Raw genomic sequence first — 21,598 nt, forward strand, 5'->3', positions numbered from 1 at the left:
TGTAATGAGAATGGTAGATATTATTGCAAAAAAACGTGACGGCAAAGAATTAACGACTGAAGAAATCAAATTCTTTATTAATGGATATACAGACGGAAGTATTCCTGATTATCAAGTGAGTGCGCTTGCAATGGCAATCTTCTTTAAAGATATGACAGATCGCGAACGTGCAGATTTAACGATGGCGATGGTTGAGTCTGGAGAAACGATCGACTTATCAGCAATTGAAGGAATTAAAGTAGACAAACATTCAACTGGCGGTGTTGGTGATACAACAACATTAGTATTAGGACCGTTAGTAGCTGCTTTAGATGTACCAGTAGCAAAAATGTCTGGTCGTGGTTTAGGACATACAGGCGGAACAATTGATAAATTAGAAGCGGTAGAAGGATTCCACGTTGAAATTACGAAAGAACAATTCATTGATATTGTAAACCGTGACAAAGTAGCTGTTATTGGACAAACAGGAAACTTAACACCTGCAGATAAAAAGATTTATGCATTACGCGACGTAACAGGAACTGTTAACTCAATTCCTTTAATCGCAAGTTCAATTATGAGTAAAAAAATTGCAGCTGGTGCTGACGCAATCGTACTTGATGTAAAAACAGGTGCTGGTGCATTTATGAAAACAGAAGAAGATGCAAAAGAATTAGCACATGCAATGGTACGTATCGGAAATAACGTAGGACGTCAAACAATGGCAGTTATTTCAGATATGTCACAACCTCTTGGATTTGCGATTGGTAATGCTCTAGAAGTGAAAGAAGCGATTGATACGTTAAAAGGTGAAGGTCCAGAAGATTTAACAGAATTAGTACTTGTATTAGGAAGTCAAATGGTCGTACTTGCGAAAAAAGCAAATACGTTAGAAGAAGCTCGTGAAATGCTAATTGAAGTGATGAAAAACGGAAAAGCAACTGCGAAATTTAAAGAGTTCTTAAGCAATCAAGGCGGAGATAGCTCAATTGTAGACAATCCAGAAAAAATGCCACAAGCGAAGTATGTAATTGATGTACCTGCAAAAACTTCAGGTGTTATTTCTAACATTGTTGCAGATGAGATTGGTATTGCAGCTATGTTACTTGGTGCAGGTCGTGCAACGAAGGAAGATGAAATCGATTTAGCAGTAGGATTAATGTTACGTAAAAAAGTTGGCGATGCAGTAAAAGAAGGCGAGCCTTTCGTAACAATCTACGCAAACCGTGAAAATGTAGAAGATGTAAAAGCAAAAATTTATGAGAATATTTCTATAGCTGAAACAGCAGTGGCTCCTAAATTAGTTCATACAGTTATTACTGACTAATCATCATTTCATTTACTTTGAGGGGGAAATAATATGGATAAGAAAAAATATATTGAAGAAGCAAACAAGATGTTATCGAAAGCGTATATTCCGTATTCTAAATTTCCTGTTGGCGCAGCGTTAGTTACGAAAGAAGGGAAAATCTATACTGGTTGTAATATAGAAAATGCTTCTTATGGTTTATGTAACTGTGCAGAAAGAACAGCAATATTTAAAGCGGTATCAGAAGGGGAGCGCGATTTTAGTTACTTAGTTATTACAGGAGAAACTGATGGACCGATTTCACCATGTGGTGCGTGTAGACAAGTAATTGCTGAATTCTGTGATCCGAAAATGCCTGTATTACTAACGAATGTAAAAGGTGATGAAAAAGAAGTGACTGTTGAGCAATTACTTCCAGGTGCTTTCACAATTGACGATTTAAAATAAGTTAAAAAGCCATTTTGCAATTATTAATTGCAGAATGGCTTTTTTGTTCATATTCCGTTCATAAACTTTGCGTAAAATGATTGCAGCGAATATGGAAAGTTTACAGCAGGAGGAATATAATGAAGAAATTCTATAATGCAGCATGTAGTTACTTATTGGTTTATGATTTTGTTAAAAAAGTCATTTAAATAGATAGGAGTGGAAAGTATGATAGCACTTTTATCAAGTGTCGTAGCAGTTTGTATGGCTGTTGGGGTAATGTTTCTACGTTTTAAAGCAGCGAAAAAGCCGGTAACGAAAAAGAAAATTATATTGCCGCCAATTTTTATGAGTACAGGCGCAATGATGTACTTTTTACCAGAGTTTCGATTAACATCGTTAGAAATAGTCGAGGCAATTAGTATAGGGCTTATTTTCTCTATTTTTCTTATTAAAACAACTAAGTTCGAAATAAAAGGCGAACATATATTTATGAAACCGTCAAAAGCATTCATATTTATTTTAGTAGGCTTATTAGCTGTACGCGTGGCATTAAAGTCATATTTAAGCCAATCAATTGATTTGGCAGAGTTAAGCGGAATGTTTTTCTTACTTGCATTTGCGATGATTGTGTCGTGGAGAATTGCGATGTATCGCTCGTTTACTAAATTAAAAAAGACAATAAAAAGAGCTGGAATTTCTATATAGGAAATCCAGCTCTTTTTATGTTTTATTAGAATTCTTTAGCTCGGAACTCATTTGCTTAATTTTAAACGTATTTGAGCATCTTGTAATGCAGCAGGTGTAACGTTAAGACCATTTTGATCAACAATTTTTGTGTTTAATAAAATGGAATCTAGGCTTCCACGAAATGTTTCTGTATAGTTTTGACGTAACATTTGTTGTTCTTGTTTTTCATCAACTGTTAATCCAGTTGCTTTTTCTTTTTTTGACAATTCGTTAATACGGAATAAAATGTTTTTCATTTGATTCACCTCTAGTTAGATTTAATTATATTAGTTACTTACTAATATATAGTTATTTTAACGCTTAATTTTTATTATGTCAACACCATCTAAAAGGTTAAAAATTGACGAAAAATTATAACAATAATAAAATGAATAACAGAGGACAATTAGCTTTACAAGCATACATAGAACACTAGGGGGAGTATTATGAAATCAACATTTTTTGCTCAAAATAGAGAAAGACTAACGAAAACATTACCTGATGAATCCGTTACGATTTTATTTGCGGGACAAGCACCGCATATGTCAGCTGATGCACATTATAAATTTGTACCGAATCGTAATTTTTACTACTTAACGGGAATCGATGAACCAAATGTTATTTTTATGCTGAAAAAGTTTGGGAATAGTGTAGAAGAGACACTTTTCATTGAAAAATCAGATCCAGTAATGGAAAAATGGGTTGGGAAGACAGTTTCTAGCGAAGAAGCAGAGGGAATTTCAGGTATAAAGAAAGTTGTATATTTAGATAGCTTTGAAAAGACAATGTCAAATATACTTTTTACAGAAAATGCGAAGCATCTATATTTAGATATAGAACGTCGTGATTGGAATGGTACGGAGACAAAAACATTAGCATTTGCTAAACATGTAAGAGAAAAATACCCACACGTAACAATTGGTAATGTATATCCGAACATTTGTGAATTACGAGTATTTAAAACAGAGGAAGAAATTGAAATTATTAAAGAAGCGATTGCTGTAACGAAAGATGGTATTTACAATGTGTTAAAAAATGCAAAAGCAGGCATGATGGAGTATGAATTAGAAGCTCAATTTGATTTTACACTGAAATCATCTGGCATTAAGCACCATGCGTTCAATACAATTTTGGCGAGTGGGAAAAATGCTACAGTTCTTCATTATGAAGATAATGATGCACAAATTCAAAATGGTGACTTAGTATTACTAGATTTAGGTGCTCAAAAAGACTACTATAACGCTGATATTAGTTATACATTCCCGGCAAATGGAACATTCTCTAGTCGTCAAAAACAAATTTATAATATTGTATTAAAAGCATTAAAAGAAACAACAGCGCTTATTAAGCCAGGATTAAAGTTCGCTGCATTAAATGAGCATACAAAAAAGGTACTGGCAGAAGAGTGTAAAGCAATTGGTTTAATTCAAGAAGATGAAGAGTTATCAAAATACTATTATCATGGTGTCAGCCATTTCCTTGGTTTAGATACACATGATGTAGGAACATATAAAGATAGAGTGTTAGAAGAAGGTATGGTTATAACAATTGAACCTGGTCTTTATATTGAAGGAGAATCAATTGGAATTCGTATTGAAGATGACATTCTTGTAACGAAAGACGGGTATGAAAACTTATCAAAAGATATCATTAGGGAAGTTGAAGAAATTGAAGAATTTATGAGTGTAAATAATGAACATGTAAAAGGAAACCAAGCTGTAGTTAAATAATAAAAGAGTCATCACTAATTTATTTGAACTTTATCTCGAACCGTGGACAATTAAAAAATCCATGATTCGGGATAGGGTTCTTTTCTTCGAAATACTAATCTTTAATTATTAATCCTAATAAAGTAGCAAACTGAACAGCTTGATATGTTGATACTTTACATCCTCTTAAATCGTTCACTGAAACTGTAAGTGTATCAAAGGTAGAAGAACTAATATCTATCCCCTTCAGTGATGTCTGATCAAAATTAGCTTCATCAAGACTACATAATTGGAATTCAACTTTTTTAAGTTTACAGTCAAAAAAATCTGCATTATTTAATGAAGTTTCATTGAAGATGATTTTTTCTAGTTTGGAATTTCCAAATGCCGCTAAATTCAAAATTGAATTCTCAAATTTAACATTTCCTAAGCTAGATTCTGTGAAATTTACTCCGATTAATTTACTGTTTTTAAATTCGACTCTGTGAACAGAAGAATTGCTTAAATTAACATTTGATAAATCACAGTTTTCAAAACAAACATCTGTAATATCAATATTGCTAAAGTCTGTATTAGTAAACTTACAGTTTTTTATCACCGCATCATATAATCGCACTCTATCTACAGATTCATTTTCGAAAGTGGAGTCTATAATTTCACACACTTCCAATGTTGGATCTTCTTCATAAAAAATATCTTGAAAATTCTTTGAAGATAACTCTGGTGAAATTTTTGGTCTATCAATTTTCATCGTATATCAATCCTCTTCTATTTGATATATTTGTGTAATTTGAGTCTATTGTCTTCTTGTAAGGAACATTAGTTCTTATTATACAAAAATGTAAGTTCTTTTGTGAAGAGCATTTTAGCTACATTTTTCTTATTTAATAATAGCAGTGTTATTGTTTCTTAAGAAATAACGTCAAAACAAATACGAGAACGGCTAGTATAGTCGCTACAAGGAAAATATTTTGTATTTCTAAAATATTCGCCTCTTGTAATGTCTCCGCTTTTAGTAATCTTCCAATTAGCTTACGTAAGATCTAATTACATCTCCTTATTTTCTTGAAAATCAACTTCTATAATGATTTTGAAAAAGAAAAAGGAGGGATTTTCCATGAAGCGATTTGTATTAATAGCCGTTACAGTCTCTGTAATATTTTTAATTGCTGCCTGTTCTGTGACGACAAATATAACAAATGATCATAAAAATATGAATGATAAAAAAACACTACAGACTGAAACAGCTACAACACCATTGAAAGTTGAAAAAGGACCAGAAGTTACTTTAATAGCGAAAGAAGAAAAGCAAAAATTAAGTAACGGTGTTATTGTTCCAGTCTGGACATTTAATGGCTCATCTCCTGGTTCAGAAATTCGGGTGAAAAAAGGTGAAAAGGTGAAAGTGACATTAAAAAATGAATTATCTGCACCAGTATCTATTCATTGGCATGGATATCCTGTCCCAAATAACATGGATGGAATTCCAGGCGTGACACAAGATGCAGTTGAACCAGGAAAAAGTTTCACTTACGAATTTGAAGCGAACGTACCAGGAACGTACTGGTATCACTCGCATCAAGATTCTGTAAATCAATTAGATAGAGGTTTGTATGGAGCGCTCATTGTAGAAGATACAAAGGAAAAATATGATAAAGATTACACATTAATGTTGGATGAATGGGTTACAGATAAAGAAGAAATGAATAAGCAGTTAAAAGAAATGACAAAAGGGCAAATAGGTAATAAATCTAAAGGTAATGAAAATGGGGAAAAGAATGATGATAAGAACGGCATGGCTCATTCTGATATGAACATGGGCAGTGATAAAAAAGACTCTAGTAATATGGAAGGAATGGACCATGGAAATATGAAGATGGAAGGTCATGATATGAGTATGTACGATTTATTCACAATCAATGGAAAAAGCGGTGATTTAGTAGCGCCATTAAAAGTGAATAAGGGAGATAACGTTCGTCTTAGACTCGTCAATGCTGGTTATCTATCACATGATATACATGTTCATGGCCATGATATAAAAGTAATTGCGACAGATGGTCAACCAATAAACGATCCAAAAGTTATAAAGGATAAAGTAATTTCAATCGCACCGGGTGAACGTTATGATATTGAATTTACTGCTAATAATCCTGGGAAATGGTATGTTGAAGACCATTCGAAAAATAAAGGTGCAAAAGGAATGAAAGCTGTTATTGAGTATGATGGCAGCAAAGAGATGAAAGATAAAACAGACGAAAAAGAAAAATTACCGAAAGTAGATATAATGAAATATGGTACTAAAAAATTAGGTAGTTTCACGTTAAATCAAGAGTATACTGCCACATATAATATGGACTTAAATACGCAAATGAATGGAAATGAAATGGTATATACAATTAACGGAAAGGTATTTCCAGATATTGACCCAATTCAAGTAAAAAAGGGTGATTTAGTAAAAGTAAAATTAGTAAATGGTTCTAAAATGGACGATCATCCAATGCATTTACATGGTCACTTCTTCCAGTTATTGAGTAAAGATGGAAAACCGATAGAAGGTTCTCCAATTGTGAAAGATACATTGAACTTAAAACCGGGAGAAGAATATGAAGTAGCCTTTGTAGCAGATAATCCGGGCGATTGGATGTTCCACTGTCATGATTTACACCATGCTTCAGCTGGGATGGTAACAGAAGTAAAATATACAGATTACAAATCGGATTATGTTCCAAACCGAAACATTCCTAATAAGCCAGAGTAATATTAAGCAGTTATCCTATGGATAACTGCTTATTCATTTTTGTTGCAAGTACTAATGTATGTGTTGATCATGCCCGGATGTAGGTGAGGGAGTATGATCTGGGAATGTCGCGAATACGGCAACGATAATTACTACACTAATTGAAAGTAATGACAAAAAACGCTGTTGGATAAAAGTAGAAAAGTTCTCCGATAATAATTGAATCACACAGGACATAGTAATCGTTATAGTAAGTAAAAGGCTAATGAACAATATACTATGAGCTTGTTGAGCGTTTAACATTTCTGTAATCATTGCTCCCATCATACTTGCCATTAATCCAGAGAACATTCCTTCTAAAGCGGTATATAGGTGAAAACGTAGACCGATTAAAAAGCCGATAAAACCACTAATTGAAATAGCAAGCAAAGTAGAATATAGTAATTCCTCCTTAAAGAGAATGCCTAAGTAAAAACCAATACTTAAACCGATACTCATACTAAAAGACATAATAAATACCATATACTCCATTAGGGTACCCTTACGTTTGGAAATATAGGATGTAATAAGAATCGAAGTACAGCAAAGTGTTAAGGTAGTTAACGTATAAGCAAACATTATGATACCTCCTTGTCCTATCGTTCATTTCATCATATGTTTATATGGAGGGTACTTATGCTTATTAATATCTGCATATTATCTGCACAATTTCATAGATGTAGGCAAAGAGACGTTTGATTTTTTAGGGCGTCTTTTTTAATTATAAGCATGTGAAAGAAATTGTTATATTATGAGTTTCTATTGTGAAGCCATAAAGAATAAGCGTATAATATTATAGGTCTCACATTTGCGAGACAAACCGCGAATGATAAATAAGATTGTTGTTTTATCATCGCTTCTAAACATATAGACAATGAAAGTAACACTGGAATACAGATAGGGAGTTATAAAATGAAATTAATTATTGCCGAGAAACCAGATCAAGGGTTGGCTCTTGTTTCACAGTTTAAATATCGCCGGAAAGATGGATATTTAGAGGTAGAAGCGAATGAGTTATTTCCAAATGGAGCGTACTGTACATGGGCAATTGGTCATTTGACGCAGTTATGTAATCCAGAGCATTATCACGCAGAGTGGAAAAAATGGTCACTTAATACGTTACCGATGATTCCAGAGCGTTTTCAATTTGAAGTAACAAAGTCGAAGTATAAACAGTTTAACGTTGTGAAACAGCTGTTACATAATCCACAGGTAACAGAAATTATTCACGCAGGCGATGCTGGGCGTGAAGGGGAACTGATCGTACGAAATATTATTAATCTTTGTAACGTGCAAAAGCCGATGAAGCGTCTATGGATTTCGTCTTTAACGAAGCAAGCTATTTACCAAGGGTTTAAAAATCTACTTGATGAATCAGATACAATTAATACGTATTACGAAGCATACACAAGATCTTGTGCTGACTGGGTTGTTGGTATGAATGCATCACGTGTCTTTAGTATTTTGCTAAAGAAAAAAGGAATGAATGATGTATTTTCTGCTGGTCGTGTCCAGACACCAACGTTAGCATTGATTGTAAAGCGAGAGAAAGAAATTGAAAACTTTAAGTCAGAGCCTTTCTGGGAAGTGTTTGCAACCTTTAATATAGAAGGAAAGAAATATGACGGAAAATGGGAAAAGGATAATGAATCCCGCTTAAAAGACCCTGATATGGCGAATAAAATTGCGGCATTTTGCCAAGGGAAACCGGCTGTTGTGAAGGAAATGAAAACGGAGCGTAAAGAGTTTCAGCCGCCGCTTTTATTTAACTTATCATCACTGCAAGCAACGGCAAATAAAGCCTTTAAGTTTTCACCGAAAAAGACGCTTGATATAACGCAAGCACTATATCAAAAAGGGATTGTTTCTTATCCACGTTCAGATTCTAACTATGTTACACAAGGAGAAGCAGCGACGTTCCCTGATATTTTACAGAAGTTAAGTCAGTTTGATGAATATAAAGGCTTATTACCGGCTCCGGTTGAATCCATTATGAATAACAAGCGTTATGTAAATGAAAAGAAAGTAACAGATCACTACGCAATTATTCCGACAGAGCAAGTTACAAACCCAAGCAGACTCTCAGGTGATGAAAAGAAAATATACGATATGATCGTAAGAAGGCTTATTGCAGCTCATTATGAAGTTGCAATCTTTGACTATACAACGATTGTAACGCTTGTAGATGAACGTGCTGAATTCATTTCAAAAGGAAAACAGCAAATTCAAGAAGGTTGGCGTAAAGTTATTTTCCAAGACGATAAAGATGACGAAACCATTCTTCCAATTGTAGCTGAAGGCGAAGAAGGAAAAGTTGTAAAGGTGAAAGTGAAAGAAGGAAAAACACAGCCACCGAAGCGCTATACAGAAGGACAACTTATTACGTTAATGAAAACAGCTGGTAAGTATTTAGAGAATGAAGAGCTGGAGAAAGTATTAAAGAAAACAGAAGGTTTAGGTACGGAAGCGACTCGCGCAGGTATTATTACGATGCTGAAAGACCGTAAGTATATAGATGTAAAGAAAAACCAAGTGTATGCGACTGATAAAGGAAAAGTATTAATTACCGCAATTGGTGATAAAATACTAGCTTCACCAGAAATGACTGCGAAATGGGAACAACGTCTTGCGGAAATTGGTGAAGGTACAGCTTCACCAGCTACATTTATGGAACAGACGAAAAAGCTATCAGCTAAAATTATTGAAGATGCAGTGGAAATGTCTGAGAAGTGGGATTTCACTGGACTACATGTTGAATCGATTGAACGAAAAGGATCGAAATTTACAACGGGTAAAAAGGTTGGTAGCTGTAAAAAATGTGATGGCGATGTAATTGATAAGTCAACGTTTTACGGTTGTTCTAACTATAATACAACGCAATGTGATTTCACCATTTCAAAGAAGATATTAAGTAAAACAATTTCGCAAAAGAATATGACAAAGCTCTTAAAAGGTGAAAAGACGGATTTAATTAAAGGCTTTAAAAAGGGCGAGAAAACGTTTGATGCGAAATTAGAGTGGAAAGATAATAAGATTAACTTTGTATTTGAGAATTAATTTGTTAAAAGAGCATGACATAAAATTGTCATGCTCTTTTGTTTTTCTTTAATATAAAATTTAACGATAAAAAAAAGTCTTTAAATGATATTTTTTTATTGTAAAACAATAAATTTTATATTAAAATCAAAATCATAATAAATGAGTGAAGTACTTTTGTTAAAAGGTAACAATCTTATTATTTTAATTAGAGGAGGTATAACTATGAACAGTAACAATTTAATTGTTAAAAATATGGATAACCCCCATGAGTTGGAGAAGATGTATAGAAAAGATCCGAAAGCTTTTAAAAAAGCATTCTCACAAGCATGGGACCAAAACCCTGATTCCCAGGTTCTAGCTGCTTGGTATGAAAGGTTGCATTTCAAGGAGAAAGTAAATAAAGAAAAAACATCTTTGTTTCAAAAAGGTTTCTTATTCATGGGCCTTTTAGCTATTCTGGCCGGCATAAGCACCAGGATCATTTTCCACTTTGTTGAGCAGGAAGCAATTGCTCCAATTAACTTGGCTTTTGGTGTAATTCCCTTTATTGCTGCTTATTTTGTTTACAATAATACTCCGAAAAAAAGTATTATTTATTCCCTTGCAGCGTTGTTCCTAATTTCCGGGTATTATCTTAATACGCTGCCAGTAAATTATAAAGACAGTACCATACTTGCGTATTTACATCTTCCTATATTTTTATGGGTCTTAGTAGGGCTTGCATTTACAGGAAATGAATATTCAAAAGGCAGTACAAGATTAGCCTATATTAAATTTAATTTAGAATATTGTCTTCTCTACGGGAGCATGGCAGTGAGCGGAATGATACTTGCGGTATTCACCATGCGTTTATTTAGCTTTGTTGACTTAGATATAGGAGAATTCTATTTTAGTAATGTTGTTTTATTTGGAGCAGCGGCTCTCGCTATTGTGACTGCATACTTAGTATCAATGAATCTTAAGCTTGCTAAAAATATTACACCATACATATCTAAAATTTTTAGTCCTCTCGTCCTGATTACCTTGCTTATCTATCTTATAACGGTAATTTGGGTCGGGAAAAATCCATTCTTGGATCGCAATTTCCTAATGGCCTTCAACGGAATACTGCTTGGCGTATTGGCTGTTACTATATTTTCTATCGTTGAGAGTGACTCGGACGAGAAAAAGAACATTTCAGATTATATAAATTTTTCCTTAATTGTTCTGGCGCTTATTATTGACACTGTCGCATTGTCAGCCATAGTATTCAGACTTTCTTCTTACGGGATTACACCTAATAGACTTGCTGTTTTAGGAGTAAACATACTGATTTGGGCAAATCTCATTTGGATTATGTTTGCCTATATGCGTTTCTTGCAAAATAAATCAGGACTAAAAGCTATCCAAGATGCCGTTACGAAGTATTTGCCAATATACGGACTTTGGGCAGCTTTCGTTATATTTACGTTTCCTATCATTTTTAATTAGAAAGGATCTGTTAATGCGGGAGTGGTGAGGGCTAATAATCATTGGGGGATGAACAAAACCCCCAATGATTAAAGTTTCACTTTATTACAATTGGTATTATTACGTTTGTAGTTTCGGTAATTTCATTTGTATTGATAAATAAGAAGCAAGTGTTGTATGTAATCTTTCCATAATAAAAACCGTCCCAAAATGGGACGGTTTTTATTATGCGTATTGCCGTTTTTTCTTAATAAGCAACAAAACTTGTGAAACAAAAGCTAGTACCGGTAACTCAATCAACGGTCCAATAACGAGTGCAAGTGCGATAAGAGGCTCGTCTGGAAAAGCTGTTACAGCGATAGCGAGTGCAACAGGTGAGTTTCTTGCTAACGTTGTTAAGCTTAGACTTACTGTATCTTTGTAAGATAAATGCATGATGCGCCCGATAAATTGTCCTAGTAAGAAATTAATGATGAAGAACAATAGAACAGGAACGAGTAATAATAAAACGACATTCATATTTTGCAGTAAATATTTACCTTGTGATGCAAACATCGCTACTATTGCTAAACTTAAAAATACAATTTGAGCAGAGCTGAAAAACGGAATGAGTTTATTCTCGAGAGTTTCAGCTTTTTTCATTTTATTCATAATGAACTTTGTAGCGTGTGCAAGTATAAATGGTAAGACGATTACGATAACAATACTTTCTACTAAAACAGAAATCGCTACAGTTTTCATGACACCAGCAAATAAAAATAAATAAATGGGAAGGAGCAGTACTTGCAAAATTAAATTTACAGGTAAAATTGCAGTAGAAAGTGCTACATTACCTTTCGCTATTTCAGTAAAGATTAAGTACCAATCTGTACATGGAGTAACCATTAACATTATAAATCCAACCCAAAGTGCTGGATGATCGGAAAGAAATAGTGCTCCTAACCCCCAAGCGAGTAAAGGTGTCCATAAGAAGTTAATAGTAAGACTTGTTCCAGCAAATTTTAAATTGCGAAATCCGTTTTTTATTTCTTTTAATGGAATGCTGAGGAATAATCCATATAGCATGAAAAATAAGAAGGGGACAATAAATTTGTCTGAATACGTATGTATCATATTAAATTGTCCGAGTACGATGCCGCATGTAACAGCAAAAAGAATAATAAAAGTTTGAATCTTTTCTATAGTGCTCATGAATAAATCCTTTCTATATATGAATTTTCCTCTCAAAGTTTATTATACAAGTAATAAAGATGTATTTGGTGTTCAATTGTATTTTAGTTAATATTTTTAATTTGAGATTTTATTTTTTATTAAAAGTTACTTGACTAAAGTAAGTGACTATATTACAATCACTTACATAAGGTAATTAAATAACAAAAAGTTGTGATAGCGTAACTTAAGGTATCTATTGGAACTTTTTCTTAGAATAAGAATTTTTATGATGATGAATAATGAATATGAAAAGAAAGATTAGGTGAAGAAAATGGGACTATTTAGCTCATTATTTGGTAAAAAAGAAGAAAATACGAATGTAGAGGGGAATAAAAAAATGTCAAAAGTATTATTTGTAAAAGCAAACGATCGTCCAGCGGAGCAAGCAGTTAGTTCAAAAATGTATGAAACATTTGTAAGTACTTATAAAGAAGCAAATCCAAATACAGAAATTACGGAATTAGATTTATTTGCATTAGATCTTCCTTATTACGGAAATATCGCGATTTCAGGTGGATATAAACGTAGCCAAGGCATGGAGTTAACTGCTGAAGAAGAGAAGGCAGTTGCTACAGTAGATCAATATTTAAATCAGTTTTTAGAAGCTGATAAGGTTGTATTTGCATTCCCATTATGGAACTTTACAGTACCAGCGCCATTAATCACATATATTTCATACTTATCTCAAGCTGGAAAAACGTTTAAATATACAGCAAATGGCCCAGAAGGTTTAGTTGGTGGTAAAAAAGTAGTTGTGTTAGGTGCTCGTGGTTCAGATTACTCTTCAGAGCAAATGGCTCCTATGGAAATGGCAGTTAATTACGTAACAACGGTACTTGGATTCTGGGGAATTACAAATCCAGAGACAGTTGTAATTGAAGGACACAATCAATATCCAGATCGTTCACAACAAATTGTTGAAGAAGGTCTAGAAAACGTTAAAAAAGTAGCAGCAAAATTTTAATTCATGATAGTAAATGGAAAAACCAACATGGATGACCATGTTGGTTTTTTAGTCTATTTTTCATGTTAAAAAATGTATATTTATAAAATAAAAGAAAAGTTCGAAAATAGTATTGCAAAATATTATATAGCAAATTATAATGAGTTCAAGAATAGTTGATACTTAAATTAAATATTCAGAAAATTCAATTAGTTAAAATTGGAAAATGAGATAAGGAAACTTGAATGGGGGTTATATTATGGCGAATAAAGTACCGTTTTCGTTCATAGTAGTTATTGGATTAATGTTATTTGCACTATTTTTTGGAGCGGGAAATTTAATTTTCCCAGCGATGCTTGGTCAATCAGCAGGAGAGAATGTATGGATTGCTAACGCTGGATTTTTAGTAACTGGTGTTGGATTACCATTACTAGGTGTGCTAGCATTTGGTTTTTCAGGTAAAGATGATTTGCAGTCGTTAGCTAGTCGTGCTCACCCAGTGTTTGGGATTGTGTTTACAACAGTTTTATACTTAGCGATTGGTCCGTTATTTGCAATACCGAGAACAGGAAATGTTTCTTATGAAATTGGTCTTAAACCGTTTATGCCAGAAGGAGTAGGTTCTACACCTTTAATTCTTTTCACAATTATATTCTTTAGTATCACTTGTTTTTTTTCGCTAAATCCCGCGAAAATTGTCGATATTGTTGGAAAAATCTTAACACCAATTAAGTTGACTTTCATCGGTATTTTAGTAATCGTTGCTTTTATACATCCGATTGGAGATATGCAAGCACCAGTGGAAGCTTATACATCACATGCATTCTTTAAAGGATTCCAAGAAGGATATTTAACGATGGATACGCTTGCATCATTCGTATTCGGGATTATCATTATCAATGCTATTAAAGAAAAAGGTGCGAAAACGAAAACACAAATTATGGTCGTTTGTGCAAAAGCGACAATTATTGCAGCATCTATTTTAGCAATTATCTATACAGCACTTTCTTATATGGGTGCTTCAAGTGTTGCAAAGCTTGGACATTTAGAGAACGGCGGAGAAGTATTAGCGAAAGTTTCTAACTACTATTTCGGATCATATGGCGGAGTATTATTAGGATTAATGATTACAGTAGCTTGTTTAACAACTAGTGTGGGACTTGTATCAGCATGTTCTTCATTCTTCCATAAGTTATTCCCAAATGTTCCTTACAAAGCAATTGCAATCACGCTATGTGTATTTAGTGCAATTGTTGCAAATGTAGGATTAACACAGTTAATCGCAGTTTCTGTTCCAGTATTAACAGCAATTTATCCACTAGCAATCGTATTGATTTTCTTAACATTCTTCCATTCATTATTCAAAGGAAGAGCTGAAGTTTATCAAGTGAGCTTAATCGTAACATTTATCATCAGCTTATTCGATGGATTAAGTGCAGCTGGAGTTAACATTGAAGTAGTAAGCCAAGTGTTCACTAAATTCCTTCCGATGCAGGAAGTAGGATTAGGCTGGATCTTCCCAGCGATTATCGGTGGATTTATCGGATATGGACTTAGTATTTTAAAAGTGAAAAACCAAGTTCAACCAGCAACTAGAGCGGATAAAAAAATAGGTTAAATAAAAAAAGTTATAGAACTTGTTTCTATAGCTTTTTTTGTTACTATTAATAATGAGAAAAAATAAAGTAGTAGGGGAAATAAAATGAAAAAAACAATTGATCATATCGGAATCGCAGTTCGTGATATAGATAGTACGATACGTTTTTATGAACAGGTTCTATCAGGAGAATTAATAGATCGTTACGTAAGTGAAGCTCCTGGTGTGGAAAGTGAAGTAGCCATTCTTGAAGTGGCTGGAGATAGAATTGAATTACTTGCACCGACGAATAATACGACATCTCCAATTGCCCGTTTTATTAAACAAAAAGGTAAAGGTGTTCATCACGTTGCGTATCGTGTCGATGATTTAGATGTGGCTCTAGAAGAGTTAAAAGAACAAGGTATTCGGACATTAGAGCATACACTACGCATTAATAAGCACGGTAGAAGGTTAATTTATCTTAACCCAGCGGATACTGAAGGAACGATTATCGAGTATTGTGATTATCCGGAAGAGAAATAGGAGAGGGATATTTTTTTAAAGGTGTTACGTAATAACGTAATACCTTTTTATTTATGTATTTCACATTTTCTTCACAAATGATTCACGATAACTTTTCTTCTTTGATAACTTACATAAATATATTTTATGATATAATAACAATCGACTTTAAAAATGTAAGTTGTATCTATCATAATAGTTACTATTATATTGGAAGTTTAGAGGTGGAAGAGAAATAAAGAGTTATACTTTATAGAAATTTATATTTAATCAGGTTAATATTTCTACGGAGAATCAAACTTTGGAAGTTAAAGGAATGAAAATAGAGCAATGAGGAAGAAAGAAGTGAAATGAGTGTGAAAGTAATGAGAAGATTAGGGACATGGTTATTACTTGCATGTGTGCTTATCATATTGATACCGAAAAGTGCATCTGCTCATGCGTACGTTGTGAAATCAAACCCTATGGAAAATGAAACGTTGAAGAGAGCACCATCTGTTGTAAAAATTGAATTCGATGAGGACATACAAGTTTCACGTTTTAATACATTGTACGTGAGAGATACATCAGGTAAAAGGGTCGATTTAAAAGATGCTCATATTGATAAAAAAAATAAAAAACTATTAGAAGCCGGATTAAAAGAAAACCTCAAAAATGGTCTCTACTCTATTCAGTGGAAAGCTATTTCAGCTGATGGACATCCAATTCAAGGGGTTATTCCATTCCGTATTGGATTAGCAGAAGCGGGAACAGACGATGTACAAGTGGAAGAGATGGGGTATGTCCCGCAAATCGATATGATTATGGAACGTGGAATTTTATATGCGAGTTTCTCGCTATTTTTAGGAGTTCTCTTCTTTAATCTTATTATGTATAAAGGGAATGCAACCTCGGTTCGATCAAGGAGTAAGAACATAATATGGATCTCCTTATTTGGGATATTTAATAGCTTGTTATTCAACCTACCATTGCAAGCGAAAATAAATGCTGATGTTTCATGGCTAGAAGCATTCAATCCTTTACTATTAAAAGAAACATTACAGCTTTCTGTTTTTGGTTATGTATGGATTACTCAAATGGTTCTCATTAGTACGCTTATAATTGTTACGTATTTTGCGGTGAAGCATGAGAAGTTTTCGTCGTTTAAAGTATGGAGTATTCCAATACTATTGTTTATAGGGTTACTTGTTATGAAAGCCTTTAATAGTCACGCATACGGTTTAAAGTTTAAAGACATTGCTGTCGTTATGGATTTTCTACATTTATTCGCAGCTTCATTATGGGTTGGTGGTTTATCATCTATTATTCTTCTTTTACGTAAAGAGGATAACAAGTGGCATATGTATTGGGATATGATTAAGCGTTTTTCACCGTGGGCAACAGGTGCTGTTATCGTGATTTTAATAACAGGCCTTTTTAACAGTACATTTTTTATTCCAACAATCCACTCGTTATTTGATACGAAGTATGGATTGGCTTTATTAACAAAGATACTTTTATTCATTTTCATGGGGATATTGGGAATTATTCATTATATGAAAGGGAGAATGCGAGCGAAGCAAGGATTAGGTGCTACGGTGAAAGTAGAGTTTATCATTGGAATTATCATTTTCGTAATCGTAGCTTTTATGACAAACGTACAAACACCACCGATGCCTCCTACTGGACCTTTTACAGAGAGTAAACAATTAGATAATGGATATGAAATGACGCTAAATGTAAGTCCTAATAGAGTAGGACAAAATATATTCCATATTACTTTAAATGATGAGAACGGACAACCCGTTACTGATATGGAACAAATTATATTAACGACTCAATCGTTAGATATGAATATGGGAAAAGGATCATTTAAAGTTTCGGCAGTTTCACCGGGAGAATATGAAGCAGAAGGTATGTATATTAACATGACAGGAAACTGGAATATACAAGTACATGGATTAACGAAATCGCTTGATAGCTTCGATACGGATTATAAATTTATTGTAGGTGGCAGATAAAGTGAAACTTTAAGCAGCCCTCATCAATTGGGCTACCCGGCGAATAGCGGGATAAAGAGTAGGTATAGATAAAAAGGAGCTAATTGAAAATGAAACGCATAAAAAAATTAGGAACAACAATGATCGCAACAGTAATTGCAATGGGAATGTTTTCGTTACCTGTTAGTGCGCACGTTACTGTGAAGCCAGCAACTTCTGACATCGGTTCTTGGGAGACTTACACGATAAAAGTACCAGTTGAAAAGAATATAGCAACAACAAAAGTTACACTGAAAATACCGTCTGGTGTGGAATTCCAACAGTATGAACCAGTGCCAGGGTGGAAAATGGAAGAGCAAAAAGATAATGCCGGAAAAGTGAAAACTGTAGTATGGGAAGCAATAGGAGAAGGGATTTTACCCGGTCAGTTCCAACGATTTACTTTCGTCGCTAAAAATCCGGATAAAGAACAAAAAATAGCTTGGGATGCATATCAACAATATAAAGACGGAGAAATTGTTGAATGGACAGGCGATGAGAAAGCTGAAAAACCGCATTCACTTACTACAATTGCAAAAGGTACGTCATTAACAGGAGAACATGGTGAAGTATCTAATGTAGAAAAGAATGAAGGTACTAGTAATATGCAATTGATAGCGATTGTTTTATCTATTTTGGCAATTGTATCTTCGGTAGGTGCGTGTGTTTTTGTAGTGCGTCGTAAAAAATAAGATATAAAAAAGAGTCTACAAATAGTAGGCTCTTTCTCATATTTATTTCACTTCAACCTGCTGCCTTACAGCAAGTGTTTTCGGTTTTATATTTACAAAACAAATGCTCACAACAATAAATAATAGGCCAATAAATAAGCTCATTGTAATGGCTTCATGTAAGAAGATTGAACTTACAATAATAGCGATAAGGGGAATAAGGAATGTATAAGCCCCTACTTTACTCGCTTCACCAGCTCCAACGAGTGTGAAGTATGCAAGCCACCCCATTGCAATAACAAAGAATGAAATAAAGAGTAGTACACTAACAAATGGCATACTCCAAGCAATACTAGACCAACTTTCAAATTCTGAGCCAAATCCGATTAAACAAAGACCACCAATAAGAAGCTGAATTGTTACCATCCAAATGGCATTCACACGGTGACCAGTTTTCTTAATAAATACTGTTCCAAGTGCCCAGCCAATCGCACATCCTAATGCAAGAAGAATGCCAATGACAGAAATATGTCCAGTTAAACTACTAGAGCTAATAACACCTACACCAATAAATCCGAGTACAAGCCCGAAAATTTTTAAACCGTACATTGCTTCTTCAAGCCATATCCATGAGAAAATACCAAGTAAAACAGGTTGTAAAAATACGATAGCGGAAAATAGACCAGCAGGCATATATTGAAGGCCGACAGTTTGTAATCCGTAAAATATAATGATGTTAAGTAAGGAAGAAATAACGTATAAATGCCACGTTTCTTTTAAATGTAACTTTTTGTATTTTGGTAATGCGAACAGAAGTAAAATGAATCCTCCAATTAAAGTTCGAACGCCTGCAAATAAAACAGGTGGTGTATAATGCAGGGCAAACTTTGATAAAGGCCAATTGATTCCCCACATGAAAACGAGAAAGGTAAGGATGATGGCCGTCTTAGTTCGAGAAAGCTGTGTCACTGAAAGACCTCCTTGTTGTTATTCATTTCACTATGATATGATATCGACTGTAATAAATAAAATGAATCTTTTTTATGAGGAGTATAAGTGATTAGTTATGACCATTACACAACTGCAAGTATTAATAAAAACTGTTGATTTAGGTAGTTTTACGAAGGCTGCCAGGGTGTTAAATATGACGCAGCCAGCTGTTAGTCATGCGATTTCAAGTATTGAGTCAGAGTTAGGAGTTACTATTCTTATACGTGATAAACGAAAAGGGCTACTCGTTACGGATGTAGGAAATAGGATTCTTGTACATATTAGAGAGATTTTGAACGGTGTAGCGAAGATTGAACAAGAAGTTGCGATGGAGAAAGGACACGAAGTGGGGACGATTCGAATTGGGAGTTTTCCGAGTGCTTCTGCACATTTCTTACCGAAAATGATAAACCATTTTAAGGAGAAGTATCCGAGCTTAGAGGTCGTTCTTTGCGAAGGAACAATTAAAGAAGTTGAAGATTGGTTAATATCGAGGGTTGTTGATATAGGAATTGTTATTTTGCCTAATAAAGAGATGGAGATTGTCCCGTTAACGAAGGGGAAAATGGTTGCTATCTTAAGAGAGGATCATCCTCTTTGTAAGAAGGACTCTATTACAATTCGTGATTTGGAGAATGAACCGATCATATTATGTAAGGGCGGATACGAACCACCCATCATTGATATGTTTAAACAAGCCAACGTACCACTTCGGGCTGAGTATGTAATTTCTACCGTTACTACAGCTTTAAATATGATTCAAGAAGGATTAGGCATTGCAATATTAGCTGAATTATCTTTAACGAATTTACCACATAATGTGCAAACGAGAGAATTGGAACCGCAAGTATGGAGAGAAATTGCTTTAGCTGTTCCTTCATTAAAGGATTCTTCAATCGCTGTACAGCTATTTATTGAAGAATTTCAAGCGCTATTTGCAGAATAAAAAGGGGTGTCTCATATATCATAATGGGGCACTTTTTAATTTGCTTATAAAAAATCTATGAAAAGGATTGACTTATTTTTTAGTTGTAACTATAATGATTACATCGAGGTGGTGATTACGATGAAAATTAGTAGCCGCTTTTCCATAGCTGTTCATATTTTATCTATTTTGAAAAACAATCCATCTTCACTTTGTACTTCAGACTATATGGCTGAAAGTGTAAATACGAATCCGGTAGTCATTCGTAAAATGATGTCGTACTTGAAACAAGCTGGCTTTGTTTACGTAAATCGTGGACCGGGTGGCGCGGGATTACTAAAGGATTTACATGAAATCACATTGTTAGATGTGTATCATGCAGTGAACGTAGTCGAAGAAGACAAGCTATTTCATATTCACGAGCAACCGAATCCAGATTGTCCAATTGGGGCGAATATTCAAGCGGTGTTAGAAATTATTTTAATTCAAGCGCAATCCGCGATGGAAGAAGTTTTGAGAAATATTACGATGGGGCAGTTGTTTGAAACTTTGCAAGAAAAAATGAATGTTTAAATAATATTTATATTTTTTTATCATCAATGTAACTGGTTTGATTACAACGATAAGGTAAGGTGTAAAAGTTATGACTGTAAAAATGAAAGTATACTCAGATTTTATATGTCCGTTTTGTTTTTTAGCAAAAGGTCCATTAGATGAGGTAGCGAAAGAGAAAGGTGTAGAGATTGAATGGATGCCATTTGAATTACGTCCAAGTCCATATTCAAAAATAGATCCATGGAATGAACCAGAAAAATTAGGTTCATGGGATGCTTTCATTCTTCCGACAGCGAAGAAGTTTGGAATTGATATGCGCTTGCCACGTGTTTCACCACATCCATATACACATTTAGCTTTCGAAGGATGTCAATTTGCGAAAGAACGTGGACTAGGTAATGAGTATCATCACCGCGTATTCACAGCATTTTTCCAAGAAGAGCAAAACATTGAAGATATTGATGTGTTAACAAAATTAGCGGTAGAAGTAGGACTTCCTGAGGCGGAATTTAAAGATGCTTTAGTAACTCGTAAATATAAAGAAAAGCATCAAGAAGCAATTCAACACGCATATGATGAAGCGAATATTATGGCTGTTCCAACTGTCATGATTGGAGATGACGTCATTCAAGGGCTTGCTAGTAAAGAAACACTAGAAAGGGTCATTGATAAAGAAATTGAAAAGGATAAAACAAATTCATTTGAAGGTATGCAATGTAATACCGATGGATATTGCTAATTCGCTTGTTATGAAATAACAAAATAAA

The 21,598-nt window shown here is 34.2% G+C and carries 20 protein-coding genes; 15 read left to right on the forward strand and 5 right to left on the reverse strand.

The window, feature by feature from the left end:
* Positions 1-4: 4 nt before the first annotated feature.
* From ACTFRU_RS12430 to ACTFRU_RS12440, 3 genes are all read left to right on the forward strand, one after another.
* Positions 5-1,306 (forward strand): pyrimidine-nucleoside phosphorylase, encoded by a 1,302-nt coding sequence (locus ACTFRU_RS12430; RefSeq protein ID WP_002093946.1) that lies wholly within the window; start codon positions 5-7, stop codon positions 1,304-1,306.
* Positions 1,307-1,339: 33 nt separating this feature from the next.
* Positions 1,340-1,735 (forward strand): cytidine deaminase, encoded by a 396-nt coding sequence (locus ACTFRU_RS12435; protein ID WP_000358533.1) that lies wholly within the window; start codon positions 1,340-1,342, stop codon positions 1,733-1,735.
* A gap of 207 nt (positions 1,736-1,942) precedes the next feature.
* Positions 1,943-2,422 carry a CcdC family protein gene (locus tag ACTFRU_RS12440; RefSeq protein ID WP_000561075.1) on the forward strand — a complete coding sequence of 160 codons (480 nt, stop codon included), beginning with the start codon at positions 1,943-1,945 and terminating at the stop codon, positions 2,420-2,422.
* A gap of 47 nt (positions 2,423-2,469) precedes the next feature.
* Here the strand turns inward: ACTFRU_RS12440 and ACTFRU_RS12445 are convergent, their stop codons facing one another.
* Complete coding sequence (locus ACTFRU_RS12445) at positions 2,470-2,700, reverse strand: DUF896 domain-containing protein (RefSeq protein WP_000789782.1); 231 nt, start codon at positions 2,698-2,700, stop codon at positions 2,470-2,472.
* A 189-nt stretch (positions 2,701-2,889) separates the two neighbouring features.
* Between ACTFRU_RS12445 and ACTFRU_RS12450 the strand changes: the two genes are divergently transcribed.
* Positions 2,890-4,173 (forward strand): aminopeptidase P family protein, encoded by a 1,284-nt coding sequence (locus ACTFRU_RS12450; protein ID WP_000842981.1) that lies wholly within the window; start codon positions 2,890-2,892, stop codon positions 4,171-4,173.
* A gap of 94 nt (positions 4,174-4,267) precedes the next feature.
* On the opposite strand, the gene ACTFRU_RS12455 is transcribed toward ACTFRU_RS12450, so the two are convergent.
* On the reverse strand, positions 4,268-4,903 hold the full coding sequence (locus ACTFRU_RS12455; RefSeq protein ID WP_000687270.1) for a pentapeptide repeat-containing protein: 636 nt from the start codon (positions 4,901-4,903) through the stop codon (positions 4,268-4,270).
* Between the two features lie 366 nt (positions 4,904-5,269).
* On the opposite strand from ACTFRU_RS12455, the gene ACTFRU_RS12460 reads away from it, so the two are divergent.
* Positions 5,270-6,910 carry a multicopper oxidase family protein gene (locus ACTFRU_RS12460; protein WP_290102315.1) on the forward strand — a complete coding sequence of 547 codons (1,641 nt, stop codon included), beginning with the start codon at positions 5,270-5,272 and terminating at the stop codon, positions 6,908-6,910.
* A gap of 51 nt (positions 6,911-6,961) precedes the next feature.
* On the opposite strand, the gene ACTFRU_RS12465 is transcribed toward ACTFRU_RS12460, so the two are convergent.
* Positions 6,962-7,507, reverse strand: a complete 546-nt coding sequence (locus ACTFRU_RS12465) for a hypothetical protein (protein WP_000458537.1) — start codon at positions 7,505-7,507, stop codon at positions 6,962-6,964.
* A gap of 333 nt (positions 7,508-7,840) precedes the next feature.
* Here ACTFRU_RS12465 and topB point away from each other — a divergent pair, with 333 nt between their 5' ends.
* Together topB and ACTFRU_RS12475 are read left to right on the forward strand one after the other, a co-directional pair.
* A complete protein-coding gene (topB, locus tag ACTFRU_RS12470; protein WP_000766771.1) occupies positions 7,841-9,985 on the forward strand; it encodes a DNA topoisomerase III in 2,145 nt (714 codons plus the stop codon).
* Between the two features lie 204 nt (positions 9,986-10,189).
* Entirely contained in the window at positions 10,190-11,437 is a 1,248-nt protein-coding gene (locus ACTFRU_RS12475) for a DUF4153 domain-containing protein (protein ID WP_440037669.1), read from the forward strand.
* A 204-nt stretch (positions 11,438-11,641) separates the two neighbouring features.
* Here ACTFRU_RS12475 and ACTFRU_RS12480 read toward each other — a convergent pair whose 3' ends face one another.
* Positions 11,642-12,607: an arsenic resistance protein gene (locus ACTFRU_RS12480; protein WP_000103809.1), complete on the reverse strand. Its 966-nt coding sequence runs from the start codon at positions 12,605-12,607 to the stop codon at positions 11,642-11,644.
* A 292-nt stretch (positions 12,608-12,899) separates the two neighbouring features.
* Between ACTFRU_RS12480 and ACTFRU_RS12485 the strand changes: the two genes are divergently transcribed.
* From ACTFRU_RS12485 to ACTFRU_RS12505, 5 genes are all read left to right on the forward strand, one after another.
* The gene (locus ACTFRU_RS12485) at positions 12,900-13,592 is read left to right on the forward strand and encodes an FMN-dependent NADH-azoreductase (protein ID WP_000522528.1); all 693 of its coding nucleotides are present in this window, start codon (positions 12,900-12,902) and stop codon (positions 13,590-13,592) included.
* 238 nt (positions 13,593-13,830) lie between these two features.
* Complete coding sequence (brnQ, locus tag ACTFRU_RS12490) at positions 13,831-15,189, forward strand: branched-chain amino acid transport system II carrier protein (RefSeq protein WP_001284786.1); 1,359 nt, start codon at positions 13,831-13,833, stop codon at positions 15,187-15,189.
* Positions 15,190-15,273: 84 nt separating this feature from the next.
* Positions 15,274-15,693, forward strand: coding sequence for a VOC family protein (locus ACTFRU_RS12495; RefSeq protein WP_000750854.1), 420 nt, complete (start codon positions 15,274-15,276; stop codon positions 15,691-15,693).
* A gap of 329 nt (positions 15,694-16,022) precedes the next feature.
* Positions 16,023-17,672 carry a copper resistance CopC/CopD family protein gene (locus tag ACTFRU_RS12500; RefSeq protein ID WP_149215513.1) on the forward strand — a complete coding sequence of 550 codons (1,650 nt, stop codon included), beginning with the start codon at positions 16,023-16,025 and terminating at the stop codon, positions 17,670-17,672.
* Positions 17,673-17,761: 89 nt separating this feature from the next.
* Positions 17,762-18,382, forward strand: coding sequence for a YcnI family copper-binding membrane protein (locus tag ACTFRU_RS12505; RefSeq protein WP_000821416.1), 621 nt, complete (start codon positions 17,762-17,764; stop codon positions 18,380-18,382).
* A gap of 42 nt (positions 18,383-18,424) precedes the next feature.
* On the opposite strand, the gene ACTFRU_RS12510 is transcribed toward ACTFRU_RS12505, so the two are convergent.
* Positions 18,425-19,330, reverse strand: a complete 906-nt coding sequence (locus ACTFRU_RS12510) for a DMT family transporter (protein ID WP_290102316.1) — start codon at positions 19,328-19,330, stop codon at positions 18,425-18,427.
* Between the two features lie 97 nt (positions 19,331-19,427).
* Here ACTFRU_RS12510 and ACTFRU_RS12515 point away from each other — a divergent pair, with 97 nt between their 5' ends.
* From ACTFRU_RS12515 to ACTFRU_RS12525, 3 genes are all read left to right on the forward strand, one after another.
* On the forward strand, positions 19,428-20,297 hold the full coding sequence (locus ACTFRU_RS12515) for a LysR family transcriptional regulator (RefSeq protein ID WP_016122323.1): 870 nt from the start codon (positions 19,428-19,430) through the stop codon (positions 20,295-20,297).
* Between the two features lie 120 nt (positions 20,298-20,417).
* Positions 20,418-20,849 (forward strand): Rrf2 family transcriptional regulator, encoded by a 432-nt coding sequence (locus ACTFRU_RS12520; RefSeq protein WP_042515328.1) that lies wholly within the window; start codon positions 20,418-20,420, stop codon positions 20,847-20,849.
* A gap of 70 nt (positions 20,850-20,919) precedes the next feature.
* A complete protein-coding gene (locus tag ACTFRU_RS12525; RefSeq protein ID WP_290102317.1) occupies positions 20,920-21,570 on the forward strand; it encodes a DsbA family oxidoreductase in 651 nt (216 codons plus the stop codon).
* The last annotated feature ends 28 nt before the right edge of the window (positions 21,571-21,598 follow it).

The sequence above is a fragment of the Bacillus cereus group sp. MYBK220-1 genome, assembly GCF_051916445.1.
GTDB lineage: Bacteria > Bacillota > Bacilli > Bacillales > Bacillaceae_G > Bacillus_A > Bacillus_A cereus.

Excerpts from the sequence above, each read along its gene's own strand:
- ACTFRU_RS12430 (WP_002093946.1), top strand. The coding sequence starts at position 5 with ATGAGAATGGTAGATATTATTGCAAAAAAACGTGACGGCAAAGAATTA.
- ACTFRU_RS12435 (WP_000358533.1), top strand. The coding sequence starts at position 1,340 with ATGGATAAGAAAAAATATATTGAAGAAGCAAACAAGATGTTATCGAAA.
- ACTFRU_RS12475 (WP_440037669.1), top strand. The coding sequence starts at position 10,190 with ATGAACAGTAACAATTTAATTGTTAAAAATATGGATAACCCCCATGAG.
- ACTFRU_RS12485 (WP_000522528.1), top strand. The coding sequence starts at position 12,900 with ATGGGACTATTTAGCTCATTATTTGGTAAAAAAGAAGAAAATACGAAT.
- ACTFRU_RS12495 (WP_000750854.1), top strand. The coding sequence starts at position 15,274 with ATGAAAAAAACAATTGATCATATCGGAATCGCAGTTCGTGATATAGAT.
- ACTFRU_RS12480 (WP_000103809.1), bottom strand. The coding sequence starts at position 12,607 with ATGAGCACTATAGAAAAGATTCAAACTTTTATTATTCTTTTTGCTGTT.
- ACTFRU_RS12500 (WP_149215513.1), top strand. The coding sequence starts at position 16,023 with ATGAGTGTGAAAGTAATGAGAAGATTAGGGACATGGTTATTACTTGCA.
- ACTFRU_RS12505 (WP_000821416.1), top strand. The coding sequence starts at position 17,762 with ATGAAACGCATAAAAAAATTAGGAACAACAATGATCGCAACAGTAATT.
- ACTFRU_RS12525 (WP_290102317.1), top strand. The coding sequence starts at position 20,920 with ATGACTGTAAAAATGAAAGTATACTCAGATTTTATATGTCCGTTTTGT.
- ACTFRU_RS12515 (WP_016122323.1), top strand. The coding sequence starts at position 19,428 with ATGACCATTACACAACTGCAAGTATTAATAAAAACTGTTGATTTAGGT.
- ACTFRU_RS12440 (WP_000561075.1), top strand. The coding sequence starts at position 1,943 with ATGATAGCACTTTTATCAAGTGTCGTAGCAGTTTGTATGGCTGTTGGG.
- ACTFRU_RS12465 (WP_000458537.1), bottom strand. The coding sequence starts at position 7,507 with ATGTTTGCTTATACGTTAACTACCTTAACACTTTGCTGTACTTCGATT.
- ACTFRU_RS12520 (WP_042515328.1), top strand. The coding sequence starts at position 20,418 with ATGAAAATTAGTAGCCGCTTTTCCATAGCTGTTCATATTTTATCTATT.
- topB (WP_000766771.1), top strand. The coding sequence starts at position 7,841 with ATGAAATTAATTATTGCCGAGAAACCAGATCAAGGGTTGGCTCTTGTT.
- ACTFRU_RS12460 (WP_290102315.1), top strand. The coding sequence starts at position 5,270 with ATGAAGCGATTTGTATTAATAGCCGTTACAGTCTCTGTAATATTTTTA.
- ACTFRU_RS12445 (WP_000789782.1), bottom strand. The coding sequence starts at position 2,700 with ATGAAAAACATTTTATTCCGTATTAACGAATTGTCAAAAAAAGAAAAA.
- brnQ (WP_001284786.1), top strand. The coding sequence starts at position 13,831 with ATGGCGAATAAAGTACCGTTTTCGTTCATAGTAGTTATTGGATTAATG.
- ACTFRU_RS12450 (WP_000842981.1), top strand. The coding sequence starts at position 2,890 with ATGAAATCAACATTTTTTGCTCAAAATAGAGAAAGACTAACGAAAACA.
- ACTFRU_RS12455 (WP_000687270.1), bottom strand. The coding sequence starts at position 4,903 with ATGAAAATTGATAGACCAAAAATTTCACCAGAGTTATCTTCAAAGAAT.